A 16,632-nucleotide genomic window follows, 5' to 3' on the forward strand; every position below is an offset into this window, starting at 1 on the left:
TCACTGTCTTTCATTCCGCTGGATTGAAAGTTTTTTATATGAAAAAAAGATTGAGGGATAAGACAACCGGCAGAAAACAACAGCTGTTTGATTGTCTCCGGGAGGAGGAAAGGAAAAATGCTAACGTATGACACATGGGAAGAGCCGGCGATTACATTTCCGGAAGACGATTCCTATAAAGGCGCGCTGTCCGTTTTAAAATGGGCATACGGCCACTACGGAGACCAGCTTGTTTACGCGTGCAGCTTCGGGATTGAGGGCATCGTCCTGATCGATTTAATTTCTAAAGTAAAGAAAGACGCGGAAATCGTGTTTCTCGATACGGGTCTTCACTTTAAAGAAACATATGAAACGATCGAAAAAGTGAAAGAGCGTTACCCGGGACTGAACATTATCCTGAAAAAGCCAAGCCTTACTCTTGAAGAACAGGCCGAGGCTCACGGAGATAAACTGTGGGAAAGAGAACCGAACCAGTGCTGCTACATCAGAAAAATTCTGCCGTTAAGAGAAGCGCTCGCAGGGCATCCGGCATGGCTGTCCGGCCTTCGCCGGGATCAAGGGCCGAGCCGGGCGAATACGAATTTCCTGAATAAAGACGACAAGTTTCAATCGATTAAAGTATGCCCGCTGATCCATTGGACATGGAAAGACATCTGGAGATATACTTCCAAGCATGAGCTGGATTACAATATCCTTCATGATCAGGGGTATCCGAGCATCGGCTGTGAACCGTGCACTTCACCTGCGTTTACCGCGGAAGATTTGCGGAGCGGCAGATGGAACGGCATGGCGAAAACAGAATGCGGACTGCATGAATAAAGGAGCTGCACGATGGAATTAGCCGCTATTTTATTCTGCCTGTTTTTTGCCATGAATATCGGAGCCAGCGGAGCCGCGGCTTCAATGGGAGTCGCTTACGGGTCCGGCGCAGTTAAAAAGAAAACGTATGCGCTGATCATCTGCGCGGCCGGAGTCCTGTCAGGGGCGGTTATCGGCGGCGGAGAAGTCGTTAAGACGATCAGCGGCGGAATCATTCCCGAACAAACCATTACGCTCACCATTGTCTGCATTATTATCGGATCGGCGGCGCTATCATTATTCACGGCGAATGTGCTCGGCATTCCGCTGTCGACGAGTGAGGTCACTGTCGGGGCGATTGTCGGTGTCGGCGTCGCGTACAAAGTATTGTTTTTACAGCATCTTTTAGTCATCGTGAGTTTTTGGGTGCTCGTACCGTTCGTCGCGTTCTGTTTCACGTTTCTCGTCTCGAAGGTATTCAGTTCTCTGAATATTCGAGTCATTTCGAATCGGAAACAGAAGATTTTGGGGATTGTGCTGCTGATTGCGGGTTTTTGGGAAGCTTTTTCAGCCGGAATGAACAATGTCGCAAATGCGGTGGGCCCTTTGGTTGCTGCGGGCGTGCTCAGCGTGTCCAAAGGAACGCTGTACGGAGGCATCTTTGTCGCTCTCGGCGCTCTGCTTTTAGGACGTAAAGTGCTTGAAACCAACGGGAAAAAGATTACGAGATTTTCAGCCGGAGAAGGCATACTGCTTTCAGGAACCGGCGCGGGGCTTGTCATTATCAGTTCCGTCTTCGGTCTGCCGGTCCCATTGGCGCAAGTCACATCATCATCAATTATCGGTATCGGAATGGCCAAAAACGGGCCGAACGTTTTTCATAAAGAAGTCGTGAAAACGATGCTCAAAGTATGGGTCGTTTCGCCGTTTTTGTCACTGTCGATTTCGTATTTGCTTGTCTCCCTGCTGTTAAAAGGAGATTACTATTCCATCTTTATGATGGCCAGCGTGCTTTTGGCAGCTGGCGGAGCCGCCAGTCTGATGAAAGCCATCCGAAAAGAGAAACGCTCTGTCCATGAACAAGGCGGAGGCATTTAACTATTAATCTGAGTTTATTTATCTGTTAACTGGGAGGAATCATGTATTATGAGTTTAGCACCGCACGGAGGAACATTAATTAATCGGGTAAATGAGCAGTATGATCTTACATCCGTCCAAAAAGAAATTGAGCTTGATTTGATTTCGTTCGCTGATTTAGAGCTGATCGGGATCGGGGGGTACAGCCCGATTGAAGGATTTTTCACAGAAAAAGATTACGTGTCAGTCGTTGAAAATATGCGTCTGGCATCCGGGGTTGTCTGGTCCCTGCCGATCACGCTTCCGGTCGATTCAGAAAAAGCGGCTGAGCTTGCCGTCGGCGACACGGTGAAACTGACTTACGGCGGAGAAACATACGGTGTAGTCGACATCGAAGATATTTATACGCCGGATAAACAAAAAGAAGCCGTTCACGTATATAAAACCGATGATGCCGCGCATCCGGGCGTGAAAAAATTATTTTCACGCGGCGATACGTATGTCGGCGGGCCGATCACATTAGTTAAAAAAGCGTCAAAGCAGTTTCCCGAGTTTACATTTGAACCTGCCGATACAAGACGAAGCTTCGAAGAAAAGGGCTGGAAAACCATCGTCGGTTTCCAAACGAGAAATCCGGTCCACCGCGCCCACGAATATATCCAAAAAACCGCGCTTGAGACGGTTGACGGCCTGTTTTTGAACCCGCTCGTCGGTGAAACAAAGTCAGATGACATTCCGGCGGATGTCAGAATGGAAAGCTACCAGGTGCTGCTCGATCATTATTATCCGAAAGACCGCGTGTTCCTCGGCGTGTTTTTGGCGGCTATGCGGTATGCGGGGCCGAGAGAAGCCATTTTCCATGCGCTTGTCCGCAAAAACTACGGCTGCACGCATTTTATCGTCGGCCGCGATCATGCCGGCGTCGGTGATTACTACGGCACATATGAAGCGCAAGAGCTGTTTGATCAATTTACAGCGGATGAACTCGGGATTACACCGATGAAATTCGAGCACAGCTTCTTCTGCCAGAAATGCGGCAACATGGGAACGGCCAAAACATGCCCGCATGACAGAGAAGACCACGTCATTCTGTCAGGAACAAAGGTCAGAGAAATGTTGCGAAGCGGCGTCATGCCGCCGGCGGAATTCAGCCGTCCTGAAGTTGTCGAGGTGTTGATTAAAGGGCTGAAAACGAAAGAAGAAGCAGGCGTTTCTTAAGGAGGAAAATAGAGTGACAAATCGTGATATCGTGTGGCATGAAGCCTCAATAACGAAAGAAGAATACCAGCAGAAAAACAAGCATAAAAGCTCTATCCTCTGGCTGACGGGCTTAAGCGGTTCAGGGAAATCCACGATTGCAAACGCCGCAGCGCGCGAGCTGTTTGAACAAGGCTATCAAGTCATCGTGCTTGATGGTGATAACATCCGCCACGGCTTAAACAAGGACTTAGGTTTTTCTGATGATGACCGCAAGGAAAATATACGCCGCATCGGGGAAGTGGCGAAGCTTTTCGTTCAGCAGGGAACCATCGTCATCACGGCTTTTATTTCTCCGTTCCGTGAGGACAGAGATCAGGTGAGAGAGCTTGTGGCGGAGGGCGAATTTAATGAAATCTATGTTAAATGCGACCTCGATATATGTGAAAAGCGCGATCCGAAAGGTTTATATAAAAAAGCAAGAAATGGTGAAATTCCGTTCTTTACGGGGATCGACTCACCGTATGAAGAGCCGAAAGCGCCTGAGCTCGTACTTGATTCAGGCAAATGTGAACGCGAAGAATGCACCGGAAGACTGGTTGACTTTGTGAAAAACAGCTTAGCATAATAGGTCCAAAAAGGCCGCGCAATCAGCCGGATATCCCCCGCAATGGCGGGATATGGTAAAATAGCTGAAGTGCGGCCTCGCGGCTGTTCTGGGAAGATTTCAAAACGGATCGGGGAGACATGCTATGGGGAAAGTATTTATCGTTGGAGCCGGTCCGGGAGATCCGGACTTATTAACGGTGAAGGCAATGAAAGCCATACAGAAAGCGGACGTTATATTATATGACAGATTGGTAAGCAAAGAGATTTTACAATATGCCGGAGAAGAAGCGGATCTGATTTACTGCGGAAAGCTCCCGGATTTTCACATTATGAAACAGGATACGATCAACCGTTTCCTTGTGAAGTATGCGAAAAAGGGGAAAACCGTTGTAAGGCTCAAGGGAGGCGACCCGTTTGTTTTCGGCCGCGGAGGCGAAGAAGCGGAGGCTCTCGCGCAAAACGCCATTCCGTTTGAGATCGTTCCCGGCATTACATCAGGAATCGCGGCTGCTGCTTATGCCGGCATTCCCGTGACGCACAGAGAGGCGAGCTCCAATGTCGCATTCGTTACGGGGCATTATAAACAAGAAGACGACTTTGAAGAAAAATGGAAAGCGCTGGCGACGGGTATTGATACGCTGGTGATTTATATGGGAATTAAAAATATCCGGCAGATTGAAAGAATGCTGCTGGAAAACGGCAGAGACGCCGGCACCCCGGCAGCCTTTATTCATTGGGGAACGACGGACAGGCAAAAAACAGTCGTCTGCACCGTCGGCACGCTTTCAGACACAGTGATAAAAGAAGAAATCAAAAACCCGAGCTTAATTGTTATCGGCGATGTCGTCAATTATCACTGCAAACTGGACTGGTATGCATCTGATCAGAAAAATCTGGATTTGAGCGAGGCGTTGTAAATGAAGCAGGCGATTTTATACATCGGGCACGGAAGCAGGCTGAAAAAAGCGCAGACAGAGTCGGCGGCGTTTTTAAAAGGGTGTATGCCGCACGCTGACGCTCCCATTCAGGAAATCTGTTTTTTAGAACTGCAGGAACCGTCTATTGAAGCGGGATTTGAAGCATGTGTCAGACAAGGCGCCACTCATATTGCGGCCGTGCCTTTGCTGCTGTTGACCGCTGCCCACGCAAAACATGACATTCCGGCTGAAATCGCCCGTGCGGCGGCCCTGCATCCCGATATAAAAGTGACATATGGTGTTCCGATCGGAGTGGACGATGAAGTCGTAAAAGCGGTGCATCATCGCATTGAAGATACCGGAGTGCCCATTGAGCAGGCGAAAGTGGTGCTGATCGGAAGAGGAAGCACAGATCCGGCAGTTAAAAACGCAGTCAGTGAGATTGCCGGAAAACTTGAGGCGATTACACCTGTTAAAGAAGTCATCCCTTGTTTTTTAACAGCATGTGACCCGCACTATAAAGAAGTGTTTGCCGGCCTTGAAGAGGATGACGGAGCACCCGTTTTTATCGTTCCATATCTTCTGTTTACCGGGCTTTTAATGACTGAGATTGAACGGGAAGTTCAAAAGCTTCAAACGATCAATCAAAATGTTCATCTCGCTTCATACTTAGGTTTTCACCCGCATATTAAGCAGGCGTTTTTGAACCGTGTGTCAGAAGCTGTTCGAAACCCCGGCGGTCAGTTTGATTTTAAGGGGGGACAGTATGCTGCCTCTGCACATTAATTTAAGCGGAAAAAGAATTATCATCGCGGGCGGTGGCAATGTTGCCTTAAGAAGGCTCAAAACGGTGCTTCCGGAAGACGCGGATATTACTGTAATCAGTCCCGATGCCCTGCCTGAAATTAAACAGCTGGCGGATGAAGGACGTATCCGCTGGGTTTCCCGTAAAATTGAAATGAAGGATCTCGCGCCCGCTTTCTTCATCATTGCCGCGACAAATGACCGCAGCGTAAATCAGGAGATAGCCGCGAGCGCTTCTGAAACGCAGCTGGTCAATTGTGTAAGCGATGCTGAACAGGGCAGCGTGTATATGCCGAAGATCATCCGCAAAGGGCGCATTCAAGTATCCGTATCAACAAGCGGCGCAAGCCCGGCACATACGAAAAGACTGGCTGAGGACATAGAGCCTCTCATTACTGCTGATTTGGCTGAAGAAGTGGATCGATTATTTGAGAAAAGAAGAAGACCATAGAAAACACCTTGTCTGTCATCAGGCAGGGTGTTTTTTATACTGTCCTCACAGTCCCCGAATGTGAACAATTCAAAACGAAAGCGGGCAGTTTGAACGGTATATGCCGGCAAGCGGTCAGGATTGCGAAGTGATGCGGAATATGTATCTGATCCCCATGCCGCCTTGATTCCGCCCGCATGCAAAGGAAAGGTCAGAGACCCGCCCGGATGTGCTCAGGTGCGGCGAGGGAAGGTGACAGTATCCGCCGCCAAATCAGGTGTGACCGCTTTAATCAGAGACGGCCCCCGGCGGATCAGGCAGACATGACGGGAAACTGATCAGATACTGTATAGATCGGTTCTGACGGCTGGGAGAGTGTCATCTCCGTTTATACGTAATAAAAAACACCTCCAAGCTGAGTGCGGGTTTCAGCTTGGAGGTGCGTTTATTTTTTCAGCCGTATGACAAGGTCGGCATCAGGTGTGACAAATACGGTATGCTGGCTGTCATAGGTGACAAATCCGGGCTTTGCGCCGTTTGGCTTTTTCACGTGTCTGATTTTTGTATAATCAACGGGAACGGAGCCGGAATCTTTCGCTTTGGAAAAATAAGCGGCGATCGCAGCCGCCTCCAGTATGGATTGTTCATCTGGATCGCTGCTTTTAATCACAACGTGGGAACCCGGAATGTCTTTCGTGTGGAACCATAAATCATCCCTTGCGGCAGCTTTTGTCGTTAAGTATTCATTTTGTTTATTGTTTTTGCCGACAAGAATCGTCAATCCCCGTGAAGATTCATATTGCTCCAAAACAGGAACGTGCTGCTTCTGTTTTTTCTGTCCCCGCTGCTGTTTCGGTCGCAGATATTTGCCTTCCACAAGCTCTTCCCTTATTTCGTGAATATCCTTTGTGGAGGCGGAGGAGAGCTGCTGGATCAGCTGATCGAAATAAGCGATTTCCTCCTCGGCCAGACGGATCTGTTCTTTTACCACCTCGACGGAATTCTTCGCCTTTTGATACTTTGTAAAATACATCTGCGCGTTTTCTGACGGTGTTTTGTTCGGATTTAAAGGGATGGTCACCGTCTTACTTTCTTCATCATAATAATTGATGACTTCCGCTTCTTTGTCACCTTTTTTCAGCATATACAAATTTGCCGTCAGCAGTTCGCCGTATAGCTGGAATTCCTTCGCATTTTCTGAGTAGTCGAGCGTCTTTTCCAGCTTTTTTATCTTATTGGCGTTCTTTTTCCGTTCATTTGCGACAAACCGCTCGAGATCCTGAGCCTGCTGTTTGACGCGGTCGCGTTCCGCCTTGCCGAAATAAAACCGGTCCAACAGCTCACTCAGAGAGTGAAAGGTGCGCTCCTCTCCGTTTACATGTGTGAGAGACAGGAGATAAAAGTATTCCTTTCCGCCGGCTGTCGTAATGTTTGGTGTAAACCTGCAATCTTTCACGGCATGGAACATTTCAATCAGCGTCTTCGGCAGCGTTATTTTGTTAGCGAGACCCGCTCTGTGCACGGCTTCTTTTGCAAAAAGCGGAGAAACACCTGAGAAGTGTCTGACGATCTGCTGGTCAAGCCGTCCTTCCTGAAAACTGAGATAACGCAAAACGTCCTCTTCATCCGCGGCAAGCGGCGAAATTTTTTCCTGAGCGGGAGGAAGCTTGTAATCATATCCCGGCAGAACGGTCCGGTAGCTGTTCATCGACGGAGATAAATGCTTCAGTCCGTCGATGATGGCTCCTTCTCCGTCAGTCAGGATAATATTGCTGTGCCGCCCCATAATTTCAACATACAGCGTTCTGACGGTTTCGTCGCCGATTTCATTTCTGCTTTTTATGCGGAATATCATAATCCGGTCTAATCCGGCCTGTTCTATTTTCTCAATAAATCCGCCTTCTATATGCTTTCTGAGCAGCATACAAAACATCGGCGGCTCGCTCGGATTTTCATAGGCCTGGTTTGTCATGTGCACCCGTGAATAGCTCGGATGCGCCGATAATAATAATTTATGGTTTTTTCCGTTAGCGCGGATATGAAATATCACATCGTGTTTAAAAGGCTGATGGACTCTCGTGATCCGGCCTCCGGCGATCCGGCTGTTTAATTCATGTGTCATTCCGTATGTAAACATGCCATCAAAAGACATATAAAACACCCTTTCCTTCTTCCTGCATTCGATAATTATAGCATGAAAAGGGACGAGTCAGAATAAGCTTGTTTACAGAGTGACATCTCTAAAGCGAGGCAGGGGAGTGGACGAGAAGAATGAAGTTTCATGAAATGGGACAAACCGATTTGCTGAAAGCAACAAATACGTCCATTAAACAGGGGTTGACCGAAAAAGAGGTGAAAAAACGCCTTGAAAAGCACGGACCGAACGAGCTTCAGGAGGGCAAGAGGACACCGGCGATCGCCGTGTTTTTCGCCCAATTTAAAGATTTTATGGTGCTCGTGCTGCTGGCGGCAACCTTAATATCCGGGTTTTTAGGCGAATATGTAGATGCCGTAGCGATTATGGCGATTGTATTTGTCAATGGGGTTCTCGGTTTTTTTCAAGAGCGGCGTGCGGAAAAGTCTTTACATGCATTAAAAGAGCTGTCAACGCCGTATGTGTCAGCGTTGCGGGACGGGAGCTGGAAGAAGATTCAGTCCAAGGAGCTCGTTCCCGGCGATATTATGAAATTTTCAAGCGGAGACCGGATTGGCGCGGATGTGCGGATCGTTGAAGCAAAAAGCCTTGAAATTGAGGAATCGGCGCTGACCGGGGAATCAATTCCGGTGGTTAAACAAGCTGATAAACTGAGAAAGCCGGATGTTTCGTTAGGCGACATCAGCAATATGGCGTTTATGGGTACGATTGTAACGCGCGGCAGCGGTGTCGGCGTCGTCGTCGGTACAGGAATGAATACGGCAATGGGGAAAATCGCCGATATGCTGGAATCCGCCGGCAGCCTTTCAACACCGCTGCAGCGAAGACTTGAAGAGCTCGGCAAAATTTTAATTATCGTCGCGCTCCTTTTAACGGTATTGGTCGTTGCAGTCGGCGTCTTACAGGGACATGATCTTTACAGCATGTTTTTGGCCGGGGTGTCATTGGCCGTCGCCGCGATTCCGGAAGGGCTTCCCGCCATTGTTACGGTGGCATTATCAATCGGCGTCCAGCGCATGATCAAACAAAAATCAATTGTCAGAAAGCTCCCGGCGGTTGAAACATTGGGCTGCGCCTCTGTCATTTGTTCTGATAAAACCGGCACGCTGACACAAAACAAAATGACCGTCACCCATATGTGGTCAGGCGGCAAAATTTATAAAGTGTCAGGCATCGGCTATGAGCCGGAGGGCGTTTTCACCCGAGATGAGCGGGAAATCAAGCCGAAAGATGAGAAGATTCTTGAACAGATGTTGGTTTTCGGCGCGTTGTGCAACACATCCGAAATCGCACTGAAAGACGGCCGTTATGTACTCGACGGCGATCCGACAGAAGGAGCGCTGCTGACGGCTGCAAGAAAGGGCGGTTATTCAAACGATTGGCTCAACGGGCACTACCGCGTGGTTGCCGAGTTTCCGTTTGACTCCGTCCGCAAAATGATGACCGTCATTGTAGAGGATCAGGAAAAAAAGCAGTTCGTCATCACTAAAGGAGCGCCCGATGTGCTGATTGACCGCTCGTCACATCTGATGCACGGCGCAAGAAGTACGCCTTTTTCAGAAGAAAAGAAAGCAGAAACGGAAGCGGTTCTGAAAGAGCTGGCGTCGCAAGCTTTGCGTACGATCGCGATTGCTTATAAACCGCTTAAGCCCGGAGAAAAGCCGACAATGGAGCAGGCGGAAAAAAATCTGACGATGCTCGGCTTGTCAGGCATAATTGATCCGCCCCGTCCGGAGGTCAGACAGGCGATTAAAGAATGCCGTGAAGCCGGCATTAAAACGGTTATGATCACAGGGGATCACGTCGAAACGGCAAAGGCCATTGCAAAAGATTTGCGTCTTCTTCCGAAAAAGGGGCGTGTGATGGACGGCAAGACGCTGAATGAGCTTACGGAGAAAGAACTTATCGAAACGGTCGATGATGTCTACGTCTTCGCACGCGTGTCGCCTGAACATAAATTGAAAATCGTCAAAGCGTTCCAGGAAAACGGACACGTCGTCGCCATGACGGGAGACGGGGTTAATGACGCGCCGGCCATAAAGCAGGCAGATATCGGTGTTGCCATGGGCGTGACGGGAACGGATGTGGCAAAGGAAGCCTCTTCTCTCATTCTGGTAGATGATAACTTTGCTACGATTAAATCAGCCATAAAAGAGGGACGGAATATCTATGAAAATATAAGAAAATTCGTCCGGTATTTGCTCGCCTCCAACGTAGGTGAAATTTTAGTGATGCTGTTTGCGATGCTTCTCGCTCTGCCGCTGCCGCTCGTTCCGATTCAGATATTGTGGGTGAACTTAGTCACTGACGGGCTGCCGGCGATGGCCCTCGGTATGGATCAGCCGGAAGGAGACCTGATGAGGCGGAAGCCGCGGCATCCGAAAGAAGGAGTGTTTGCGAGAAAACTGGGCTGGAAAGTCGTATCAAGAGGGTTTTTAATCGGAGCTGCAACCATTTTAGCGTTTATCATCGTCTATCACCGCAATCCTGAAAATCTGCCCTACGCACAGACCGTTGCATTCGCGACTCTTGTCCTGGCTCAGCTTATACACGTGTTTGACTGCCGGAGCGAAACGTCTGTTTTCTCCCGGAATCCGTTTGAAAATATCTATCTGCTCGGGGCCATCATTTCTTCTATCTTCCTGATGGTCATCGTCATCTATTATCCGCCGCTGCAGCCGATTTTCAAAACAGTGCCGATTACGCCGGGCGATTGGATGCTGATTATCGGTATGTCGGGCATACCTACTTTTTTGCTGGCGGGTTCACTTTTGACAAGAAAAAAATAATTCCATATGATATAATCTTAGGGGTAATAGCATGTCTATTGCCCTTTTATTTTGATAACGGGAAAGAATTGGGTGTTTCATATGATACGGAGTATGACAGGCTTCGGCAGCGCAAGCAGCACAAAAGGCGATCTCTCGGCAACCGTTGAATTGAAATCCGTCAATTACCGGTTCAAAGAAGTGAACGCCCGCCTGCCACGGCCTTTGCTATATGTAGAGGATAAGCTGAAACAAACGATATTGCAGCATATACAGCGCGGAAGAGTAGAGCTGTTTCTCACTGTAAACAGTGACGCGCTCATAAAAAGAAGCCTGAACATCGATTGGGAGCTCCTTGATGAATATGTGAGCGCCGCACGCGTCATGAAAGAGCGCTACAGCCTGGCCGCAGAACCCGATGCAATGGAGTTCTTTAAAGTTGAACATATTGCGCAGATACACGAAGAACAGATGCGTGATGACAAGCTTGAAGAAGTCATCAGGGAAGCCGCTGAGCTGGCTGTAAAGGAACTTTGTGACATGAGAGAAAAAGAAGGACGGCTTTTGGCGGAAGACTGCTTTCTGCACATTGAGCGGCTTGAGACGCTGTCCGAACAGGTGAAAGAGCGCGCTTCGGCCGTTGTTATTCAATACCGCGAGCGTCTTTACGCCCGAATGAAGGAATGGACGGAGGATGCGCTCGACGAAAGCAGGCTGATCACGGAATGCGCCATTTTCGCCGATCGTTCTGATATAACGGAAGAAATTACCAGGTTGAAGAGCCATTTTGTTCAATTCCGTGATATATTAAAAGAAGGCGGGGCAGTCGGCCGCAAACTTGATTTCCTTGTTCAGGAGCTTAACCGAGAAGCGAATACGATCGGCTCAAAAGCCAATGATCATCAAATCACAAAGCTTGTCGTTGAAATGAAAAGTTCTATTGAAAAATTGAAGGAACAAGTGCAAAATATAGAATAGCGACTGTGCGTATTGTTTACAGACGGCCTCTTCAGGTTACACTAGAGACGTCTATTTTACAGGGGGAACGTAGAAGATGACGATTAAACTGATTAATATCGGATTTGGCAATATCATCTCCGCCAATCGGATGATTTCGATTGTCAGCCCGGAGTCTGCGCCAATAAAGCGAATGATCCAGGATGCAAGAGACCGCGGAATGCTAATAGACGCTACATACGGACGAAGAACCCGTGCAGTTGTCGTCATGGATAGTGATCACATTATCTTATCTGCCGTCCAGCCTGAGACAGTTGCACACAGACTTTCTGTGAAAGAAGAAATTATGGATGAAGGGCAGGGGTAATTGCCGCATGAAAGAAAGAGGGTTATTAATCGTTCTCTCAGGTCCCTCCGGAGTTGGAAAAGGAACGGTTCGGCAAGCAATATTTTCACAACAGGACACGAAATTTGAATACTCAATTTCAGTCACGACGAGAAACCCGAGAGAGGGCGAGGTCGATGGCGTCGATTATTTCTTTAAATCTAGAGATGAATTCGAACGCATGATTGAAAACAACAAACTGCTTGAGTGGGCAGAATATGTCGGCAACTATTACGGAACGCCCGTTGATTATGTCGAACAGACGCTTCAAGAAGGAAAAGACGTCTTCTTAGAGATTGAAGTGCAGGGCGCGCTCCAAGTGCGGAATGCATTTCCGGAAGGCCTGTTTATCTTCTTAGCGCCGCCGAGTCTTTCTGAGCTGAAAAACAGAATCGTGACAAGAGGGACTGAAACCGACGATTTAATCGAAAACAGAATGAATGCCGCAAAAGCTGAAATCGAAATGATGGACGCGTATGATTATGTCGTTGAAAACGACGATATCCAAACGGCTTGTGATAAGATTAACGCAATCGTTCTCGCCGAGCACTTAAAACGTGAACGCGTCGCTCCGAGATATAAGAAAATGCTGGAGGTAGAATAACTTATGTTAGATCCGTCAATTGACTCTTTAATGAATAAATTAGATTCTAAATATACGCTGGTGACCGTGTCTGCAAGACGCGCGCGTGAAATGCAGATCAAAAAAGACCAGCAGATTGAACATACCATTTCTCACAAATATGTAGGCAAAGCTTTAGAAGAAATTGACGCGGGCCTGCTTTCGTTTGAAAGAGAAGACAGCGAATAACAAGCACACGTAGCAACCTATCTCTACATAGGTTGTTATTTTTTTCCGTTTGGGATTTGTCCAATGCTTTCATAAAGGGGAGAAGACTTCATGAAAAACCGAAACATTTTGCTATGCGTAAGCGGAGGAATTGCCGTTTATAAAGCTTCCGCACTCACGAGCAAGCTGGTTCAGGCCGGCGCAAACGTCAAAGTGATTATGACTGAGTCCGCGCGTGAGTTTGTTTCTCCGCTGACATTTCAGGCGCTGAGCCGGAATGAAGTGTATACAGATACATTTAATGAACAAAATCCGAAGGTGATTTCTCATATTGATGCCGCTGACTGGGCGGATTTAATTATTGTCGCGCCCGCTACGGCAAATATCATCGGAAAGCTTGCCAACGGAATTGCTGACGATATGCTCACAACGACGGTGCTGGCGGCTGAGGCCCCGGTCTGGGTGGCGCCTGCGATGAATGTCCATATGTATGATCATCCGGCGGTGAAACGGAACATCTCTGTGCTTTATCAGGACGGGGTCCGCTTTATCGAGCCGAGTGAAGGCTATTTGGCATGCGGATATGTCGGCAAAGGAAGGCTGGAGGAGCCGGAGCTTATTGTTGAGCGTGTCAGAGAGCATTTTAAGGAGCTTGAAGACGATGCGCCGCTGAAAGGAAAACATATTGTCATTACGGCCGGTCCGACGCGCGAAGCCGTGGACCCTGTCCGCTTCTTCACAAATAAATCCACCGGCAAAATGGGCTACGCCGCTGCTGAAGCCGCCGTCCGTCTCGGGGCGCGGGTGACGCTGATTTCAGGCCCGGTGTCAATAGAGCCGCCAGTCGGGCTGTATCAGTTTCTTCCTGTGCAATCGGCAGCCGATATGAGAGAAGCCGTGCTTTCTGTGTTTGATTCATGCGACATGGTGATTAAGACGGCGGCCGTGGCCGATTTTACGCCGGCGGCTGTTTCTGATCACAAAATGAAGAAGAAAGACGGTTCGCTCGTGATCGAATTCAACCGTACGGCAGACATACTGAAAGAACTCGGCGAACGGAAAACACACCAGCTGCTGGTCGGTTTTGCGGCTGAAACGCAAGACGTCGAACGCTATGCGCGCAGAAAACTCGAACAGAAAAACCTTGATATGATCGTTGCGAATGATGTGAAAGCAGAAGGGGCCGGATTTGGCACGGATACGAATGTCGTCACCTTCTATTTCCGGGACGGAAGAAAACGGGAGCTTGCGCTTATGTCTAAACTTGACGTTTCCTTTGAAATGCTGAAGGAAATGACCGCTTTGAAAGCCGAGGACCGAAAACCCGTATGAATGTAGCAGAAGTTATTGTCGATGTCAGCTCCAAAAACATTGACAGACCCTTTGATTACAAAATTCCCGATCATTTAAAAGGGATGATCGAAGTCGGCATGCGGGTGATTGTCCCGTTTGGCCCGCGCAAGCTTCAAGGATTTGTGACCGGTTTGAAAGATTCGTCTGAATTAAACGGCGGCTCAATGAAGGAAGTCGAGAAGCTTCTTGATTTGACGCCCGTTCTGACTGAGGAACTGATGCAGCTGTCTTCATGGCTTTCTGACAAAACGCTGTCGTTTAAAATCACGGCGCTTCAGGCAATGCTGCCCGCCGCACTGAAGGCGAAGTACGAGAAAGAGCTGAAAGTCGTTGACGAAGAAGCGCTGACACCGGACATCAAACAGCTTTTCAGGAATCAAAAAAGTCTTCTGTACTCGGATATTACCGATGAAAGCATTCTTTCGTCACTTCAAAAATTCGTGCGCAAAGGAAGCATTGATGTCACATATAAAGTCGCCCAAAAAACGAATAAAAAAATGATCCGCATGATTGAAGCGGGGGCGGACAAAGAAGAACTCGCCCGGCACGCAGATTCATTGACAAAGCAGGCTTCTAAACAGCTCGCCGTGCTTACTTATTTTATCGGCGGGGGAGCAAAGATTTCCGCGGCCGAGCTTTGCAAAAAGACCGATTCCAGTTCCGCGACGCTGAAAACGCTTCTTAAAAAGGGGCTTCTTACGGAAAGCTTTGAGGAGGTTTACCGCGATCCTTATCAGGACAGAATGTTCAAAAAAACAGAGCCGCTCTCTCTTACAGAAGAGCAGCAGGCCGCTTTTGAGCCGATTAAACAAGCTGTAGCCGATCATGTCCATCACGTCTTTCTGCTTCACGGCGTCACAGGAAGCGGCAAAACGGAAATTTACCTGCAATCCATTGAAAAAGTGCTGGCAAAAGGACAAGAAGCCATCGTGCTCGTTCCGGAAATCTCGTTGACACCGCAAATGGTCAACCGTTTTAAAGGCCGCTTCGGCTCACAGGTTGCGGTCATGCACAGCGGATTATCCACAGGTGAAAAATACGATGAATGGCGGAAGATTCAGCGCAAGGAAGTCCGGCTTGTCGTCGGAGCCAGATCGGCCATCTTTGCCCCGTTTGAAAATCTCGGCATGATCATTATTGATGAAGAGCACGAATCTTCCTATAAGCAGGAGGAAATGCCGCGGTATCATGCAAAGGACGTAGCCATCCGCCGGGCCGAGCATCACAGCTGTCCGGTCGTCCTCGGGAGCGCCACGCCGACATTGGAATCATTTGCGCGGGCGAAAAAAGGCGTTTATGAGCTGCTTCCGTTAAAACATCGCGTAAATCGCCAGCTCATGCCTGACGTTTCTCTCGTTGATATGAGAGAAGAACTGAGAAACGGCAACAGATCAATGTTTTCAAGAGAACTGATGGAACAGCTGGAAGAGAAGCTTGCAAAAAAAGAGCAGGCCGTCCTTTTTCTGAATAAACGGGGTTATTCCTCGTTTGTGATGTGCCGGGACTGCGGTTATGTGCCGCAATGTCCGCATTGCGACATTTCGATGACTTATCACCGCTACGGACAAAGGCTGAAATGCCATTACTGCGGCCATGAGGAACCTGTCCCGGGAACATGCCCGGAATGCGGCAGCGAACATATCCGCTTTTTCGGCACGGGCACGCAGCGTGTGGAGGAGGAGCTTACGAAAGTGCTGCCTCAGGCGCGCGTGATCAGGATGGATGTGGACACCACTTCAAGAAAAGGCGCCCATGAAAAACTGTTGTCAGCGTTCGGTGAAGGAAAAGCGGATATCCTGCTCGGTACGCAGATGATCGCAAAAGGGCTTGATTTTCCGAACGTGACGCTCGTCGGAGTATTAAGCGCAGATACGACGCTTCACATCCCTGATTTCAGGGCCGCGGAGAAGACATTCCAGCTGCTGACGCAGGTAAGCGGCCGGGCCGGGCGGCATGAAAAGCCGGGAACGGTGGTCATTCAAACGTATACACCGTCTCATTACAGCATTCAGCTGACGAAAACGCATGACTATGAAACTTTTTTTCAGCAGGAAATGGCGCACAGACGGGCCCAGTCATACCCGCCTTATTATTACGTGGCGCTGGTGACCGTTTCTCATGAAGAAGCGGCAAAAGCCGCGGTCACCGCAGAAAAGATTACAAACTATTTAAGAGCGGGATGCGGGCCTGATACGAAAATTCTCGGGCCGGCGGCTTCCCCGATCGCCAGGATCAAAGATAGATATCGCTATCAATGCGTGATAAAATACAGACAGGAAAACGAGTTGCAGATTCAGTTGAAAAAGATACTGGAGCACTATAAACGCGACATTGCGCAAAAGCATGTCATGATTTCAATCGATATGAATCCGTACATGCTGATGTAACATTA

At 48.6% G+C, this 16,632-nt stretch carries 15 protein-coding genes; 14 read left to right on the forward strand and 1 reads right to left on the reverse strand.

The features are described from left to right. Positions 1–117: 117 nt before the first annotated feature. The 7 genes from NYE36_RS08305 (at position 118) to NYE36_RS08335 (ending at position 5,853) form a co-directional block, all read left to right on the forward strand. Entirely contained in the window at positions 118–819 is a 702-nt protein-coding gene (locus NYE36_RS08305; RefSeq protein WP_003154369.1) for a phosphoadenylyl-sulfate reductase, read from the forward strand. A gap of 12 nt (positions 820–831) precedes the next feature. Next, on the forward strand, positions 832–1,896 hold the full coding sequence (locus NYE36_RS08310; protein WP_012117522.1) for an inorganic phosphate transporter: 1,065 nt from the start codon (positions 832–834) through the stop codon (positions 1,894–1,896). Between the two features lie 48 nt (positions 1,897–1,944). Further along, positions 1,945–3,093: a sulfate adenylyltransferase gene (gene sat, locus NYE36_RS08315; RefSeq protein ID WP_007409738.1), complete on the forward strand. Its 1,149-nt coding sequence runs from the start codon at positions 1,945–1,947 to the stop codon at positions 3,091–3,093. A 13-nt stretch (positions 3,094–3,106) separates the two neighbouring features. Continuing rightward, on the forward strand, positions 3,107–3,700 hold the full coding sequence (cysC, locus tag NYE36_RS08320) for an adenylyl-sulfate kinase (protein WP_007611313.1): 594 nt from the start codon (positions 3,107–3,109) through the stop codon (positions 3,698–3,700). A gap of 124 nt (positions 3,701–3,824) precedes the next feature. Beyond that, positions 3,825–4,598, forward strand: coding sequence for a uroporphyrinogen-III C-methyltransferase (gene cobA / locus NYE36_RS08325; RefSeq protein ID WP_015417441.1), 774 nt, complete (start codon positions 3,825–3,827; stop codon positions 4,596–4,598). Continuing rightward, positions 4,599–5,384: a sirohydrochlorin chelatase gene (locus tag NYE36_RS08330; RefSeq protein WP_020955802.1), complete on the forward strand. Its 786-nt coding sequence runs from the start codon at positions 4,599–4,601 to the stop codon at positions 5,382–5,384. Further along, positions 5,365–5,853, forward strand: a complete 489-nt coding sequence (locus tag NYE36_RS08335) for a bifunctional precorrin-2 dehydrogenase/sirohydrochlorin ferrochelatase (RefSeq protein ID WP_061046799.1) — start codon at positions 5,365–5,367, stop codon at positions 5,851–5,853. Before NYE36_RS08330 ends, NYE36_RS08335 begins: the two co-directional genes overlap by 20 nt. 424 nt (positions 5,854–6,277) lie before the next feature. On the opposite strand, the gene NYE36_RS08340 is transcribed toward NYE36_RS08335, so the two are convergent. Further along, entirely contained in the window at positions 6,278–7,984 is a 1,707-nt protein-coding gene (locus NYE36_RS08340) for an NFACT RNA binding domain-containing protein (protein WP_031378752.1), read from the reverse strand. A 119-nt stretch (positions 7,985–8,103) separates the two neighbouring features. On the opposite strand from NYE36_RS08340, the gene NYE36_RS08345 reads away from it, so the two are divergent. The 7 genes from NYE36_RS08345 (at position 8,104) to priA (ending at position 16,627) form a co-directional block, all read left to right on the forward strand. Next, positions 8,104–10,776 carry a calcium-translocating P-type ATPase, SERCA-type gene (locus NYE36_RS08345; protein WP_144664706.1) on the forward strand — a complete coding sequence of 891 codons (2,673 nt, stop codon included), beginning with the start codon at positions 8,104–8,106 and terminating at the stop codon, positions 10,774–10,776. 81 nt (positions 10,777–10,857) lie between these two features. Beyond that, positions 10,858–11,733, forward strand: a complete 876-nt coding sequence (locus NYE36_RS08350; RefSeq protein ID WP_144664705.1) for a YicC/YloC family endoribonuclease — start codon at positions 10,858–10,860, stop codon at positions 11,731–11,733. A gap of 76 nt (positions 11,734–11,809) precedes the next feature. Further along, positions 11,810–12,079 (forward strand): extracellular matrix/biofilm regulator RemA, encoded by a 270-nt coding sequence (gene remA, locus NYE36_RS08355; protein ID WP_003154355.1) that lies wholly within the window; start codon positions 11,810–11,812, stop codon positions 12,077–12,079. 7 nt (positions 12,080–12,086) lie between these two features. After that, the gene (gene gmk, locus NYE36_RS08360) at positions 12,087–12,701 is read left to right on the forward strand and encodes a guanylate kinase (RefSeq protein WP_003154347.1); all 615 of its coding nucleotides are present in this window, start codon (positions 12,087–12,089) and stop codon (positions 12,699–12,701) included. A gap of 3 nt (positions 12,702–12,704) precedes the next feature. Continuing rightward, positions 12,705–12,908: a DNA-directed RNA polymerase subunit omega gene (gene rpoZ, locus NYE36_RS08365; RefSeq protein ID WP_003154346.1), complete on the forward strand. Its 204-nt coding sequence runs from the start codon at positions 12,705–12,707 to the stop codon at positions 12,906–12,908. Positions 12,909–12,998: 90 nt separating this feature from the next. Then, on the forward strand, positions 12,999–14,219 hold the full coding sequence (coaBC, locus tag NYE36_RS08370) for a bifunctional phosphopantothenoylcysteine decarboxylase/phosphopantothenate--cysteine ligase CoaBC (RefSeq protein ID WP_064115472.1): 1,221 nt from the start codon (positions 12,999–13,001) through the stop codon (positions 14,217–14,219). Further along, the gene (gene priA / locus NYE36_RS08375; protein WP_039063083.1) at positions 14,216–16,627 is read left to right on the forward strand and encodes a primosomal protein N'; all 2,412 of its coding nucleotides are present in this window, start codon (positions 14,216–14,218) and stop codon (positions 16,625–16,627) included. Before coaBC ends, priA begins: the two co-directional genes overlap by 4 nt. Positions 16,628–16,632 lie beyond the last annotated feature (5 nt).

Origin of the sequence: Bacillus sp. FSL R5-0593 (genome assembly GCF_038603755.1) — a bacterium.
GTDB classification, from domain to species: Bacteria; Bacillota; Bacilli; order Bacillales; family Bacillaceae; genus Bacillus; species Bacillus velezensis.

Bases quoted from the DNA above. Each gene is read 5' to 3' on its own strand.
- NYE36_RS08305 (WP_003154369.1), top strand. From the start codon at position 118: ATGCTAACGTATGACACATGGGAAGAGCCGGCGATTACATTTCCGGAA.
- NYE36_RS08310 (WP_012117522.1), top strand. From the start codon at position 832: ATGGAATTAGCCGCTATTTTATTCTGCCTGTTTTTTGCCATGAATATC.
- sat (WP_007409738.1), top strand. From the start codon at position 1,945: ATGAGTTTAGCACCGCACGGAGGAACATTAATTAATCGGGTAAATGAG.
- cobA (WP_015417441.1), top strand. From the start codon at position 3,825: ATGGGGAAAGTATTTATCGTTGGAGCCGGTCCGGGAGATCCGGACTTA.
- NYE36_RS08330 (WP_020955802.1), top strand. From the start codon at position 4,599: ATGAAGCAGGCGATTTTATACATCGGGCACGGAAGCAGGCTGAAAAAA.
- NYE36_RS08335 (WP_061046799.1), top strand. From the start codon at position 5,365: ATGCTGCCTCTGCACATTAATTTAAGCGGAAAAAGAATTATCATCGCG.
- NYE36_RS08340 (WP_031378752.1), bottom strand. From the start codon at position 7,984: ATGTCTTTTGATGGCATGTTTACATACGGAATGACACATGAATTAAAC.
- NYE36_RS08345 (WP_144664706.1), top strand. From the start codon at position 8,104: ATGAAGTTTCATGAAATGGGACAAACCGATTTGCTGAAAGCAACAAAT.
- NYE36_RS08350 (WP_144664705.1), top strand. From the start codon at position 10,858: ATGATACGGAGTATGACAGGCTTCGGCAGCGCAAGCAGCACAAAAGGC.
- remA (WP_003154355.1), top strand. From the start codon at position 11,810: ATGACGATTAAACTGATTAATATCGGATTTGGCAATATCATCTCCGCC.
- gmk (WP_003154347.1), top strand. From the start codon at position 12,087: ATGAAAGAAAGAGGGTTATTAATCGTTCTCTCAGGTCCCTCCGGAGTT.
- rpoZ (WP_003154346.1), top strand. From the start codon at position 12,705: ATGTTAGATCCGTCAATTGACTCTTTAATGAATAAATTAGATTCTAAA.
- coaBC (WP_064115472.1), top strand. From the start codon at position 12,999: ATGAAAAACCGAAACATTTTGCTATGCGTAAGCGGAGGAATTGCCGTT.
- priA (WP_039063083.1), top strand. From the start codon at position 14,216: ATGAATGTAGCAGAAGTTATTGTCGATGTCAGCTCCAAAAACATTGAC.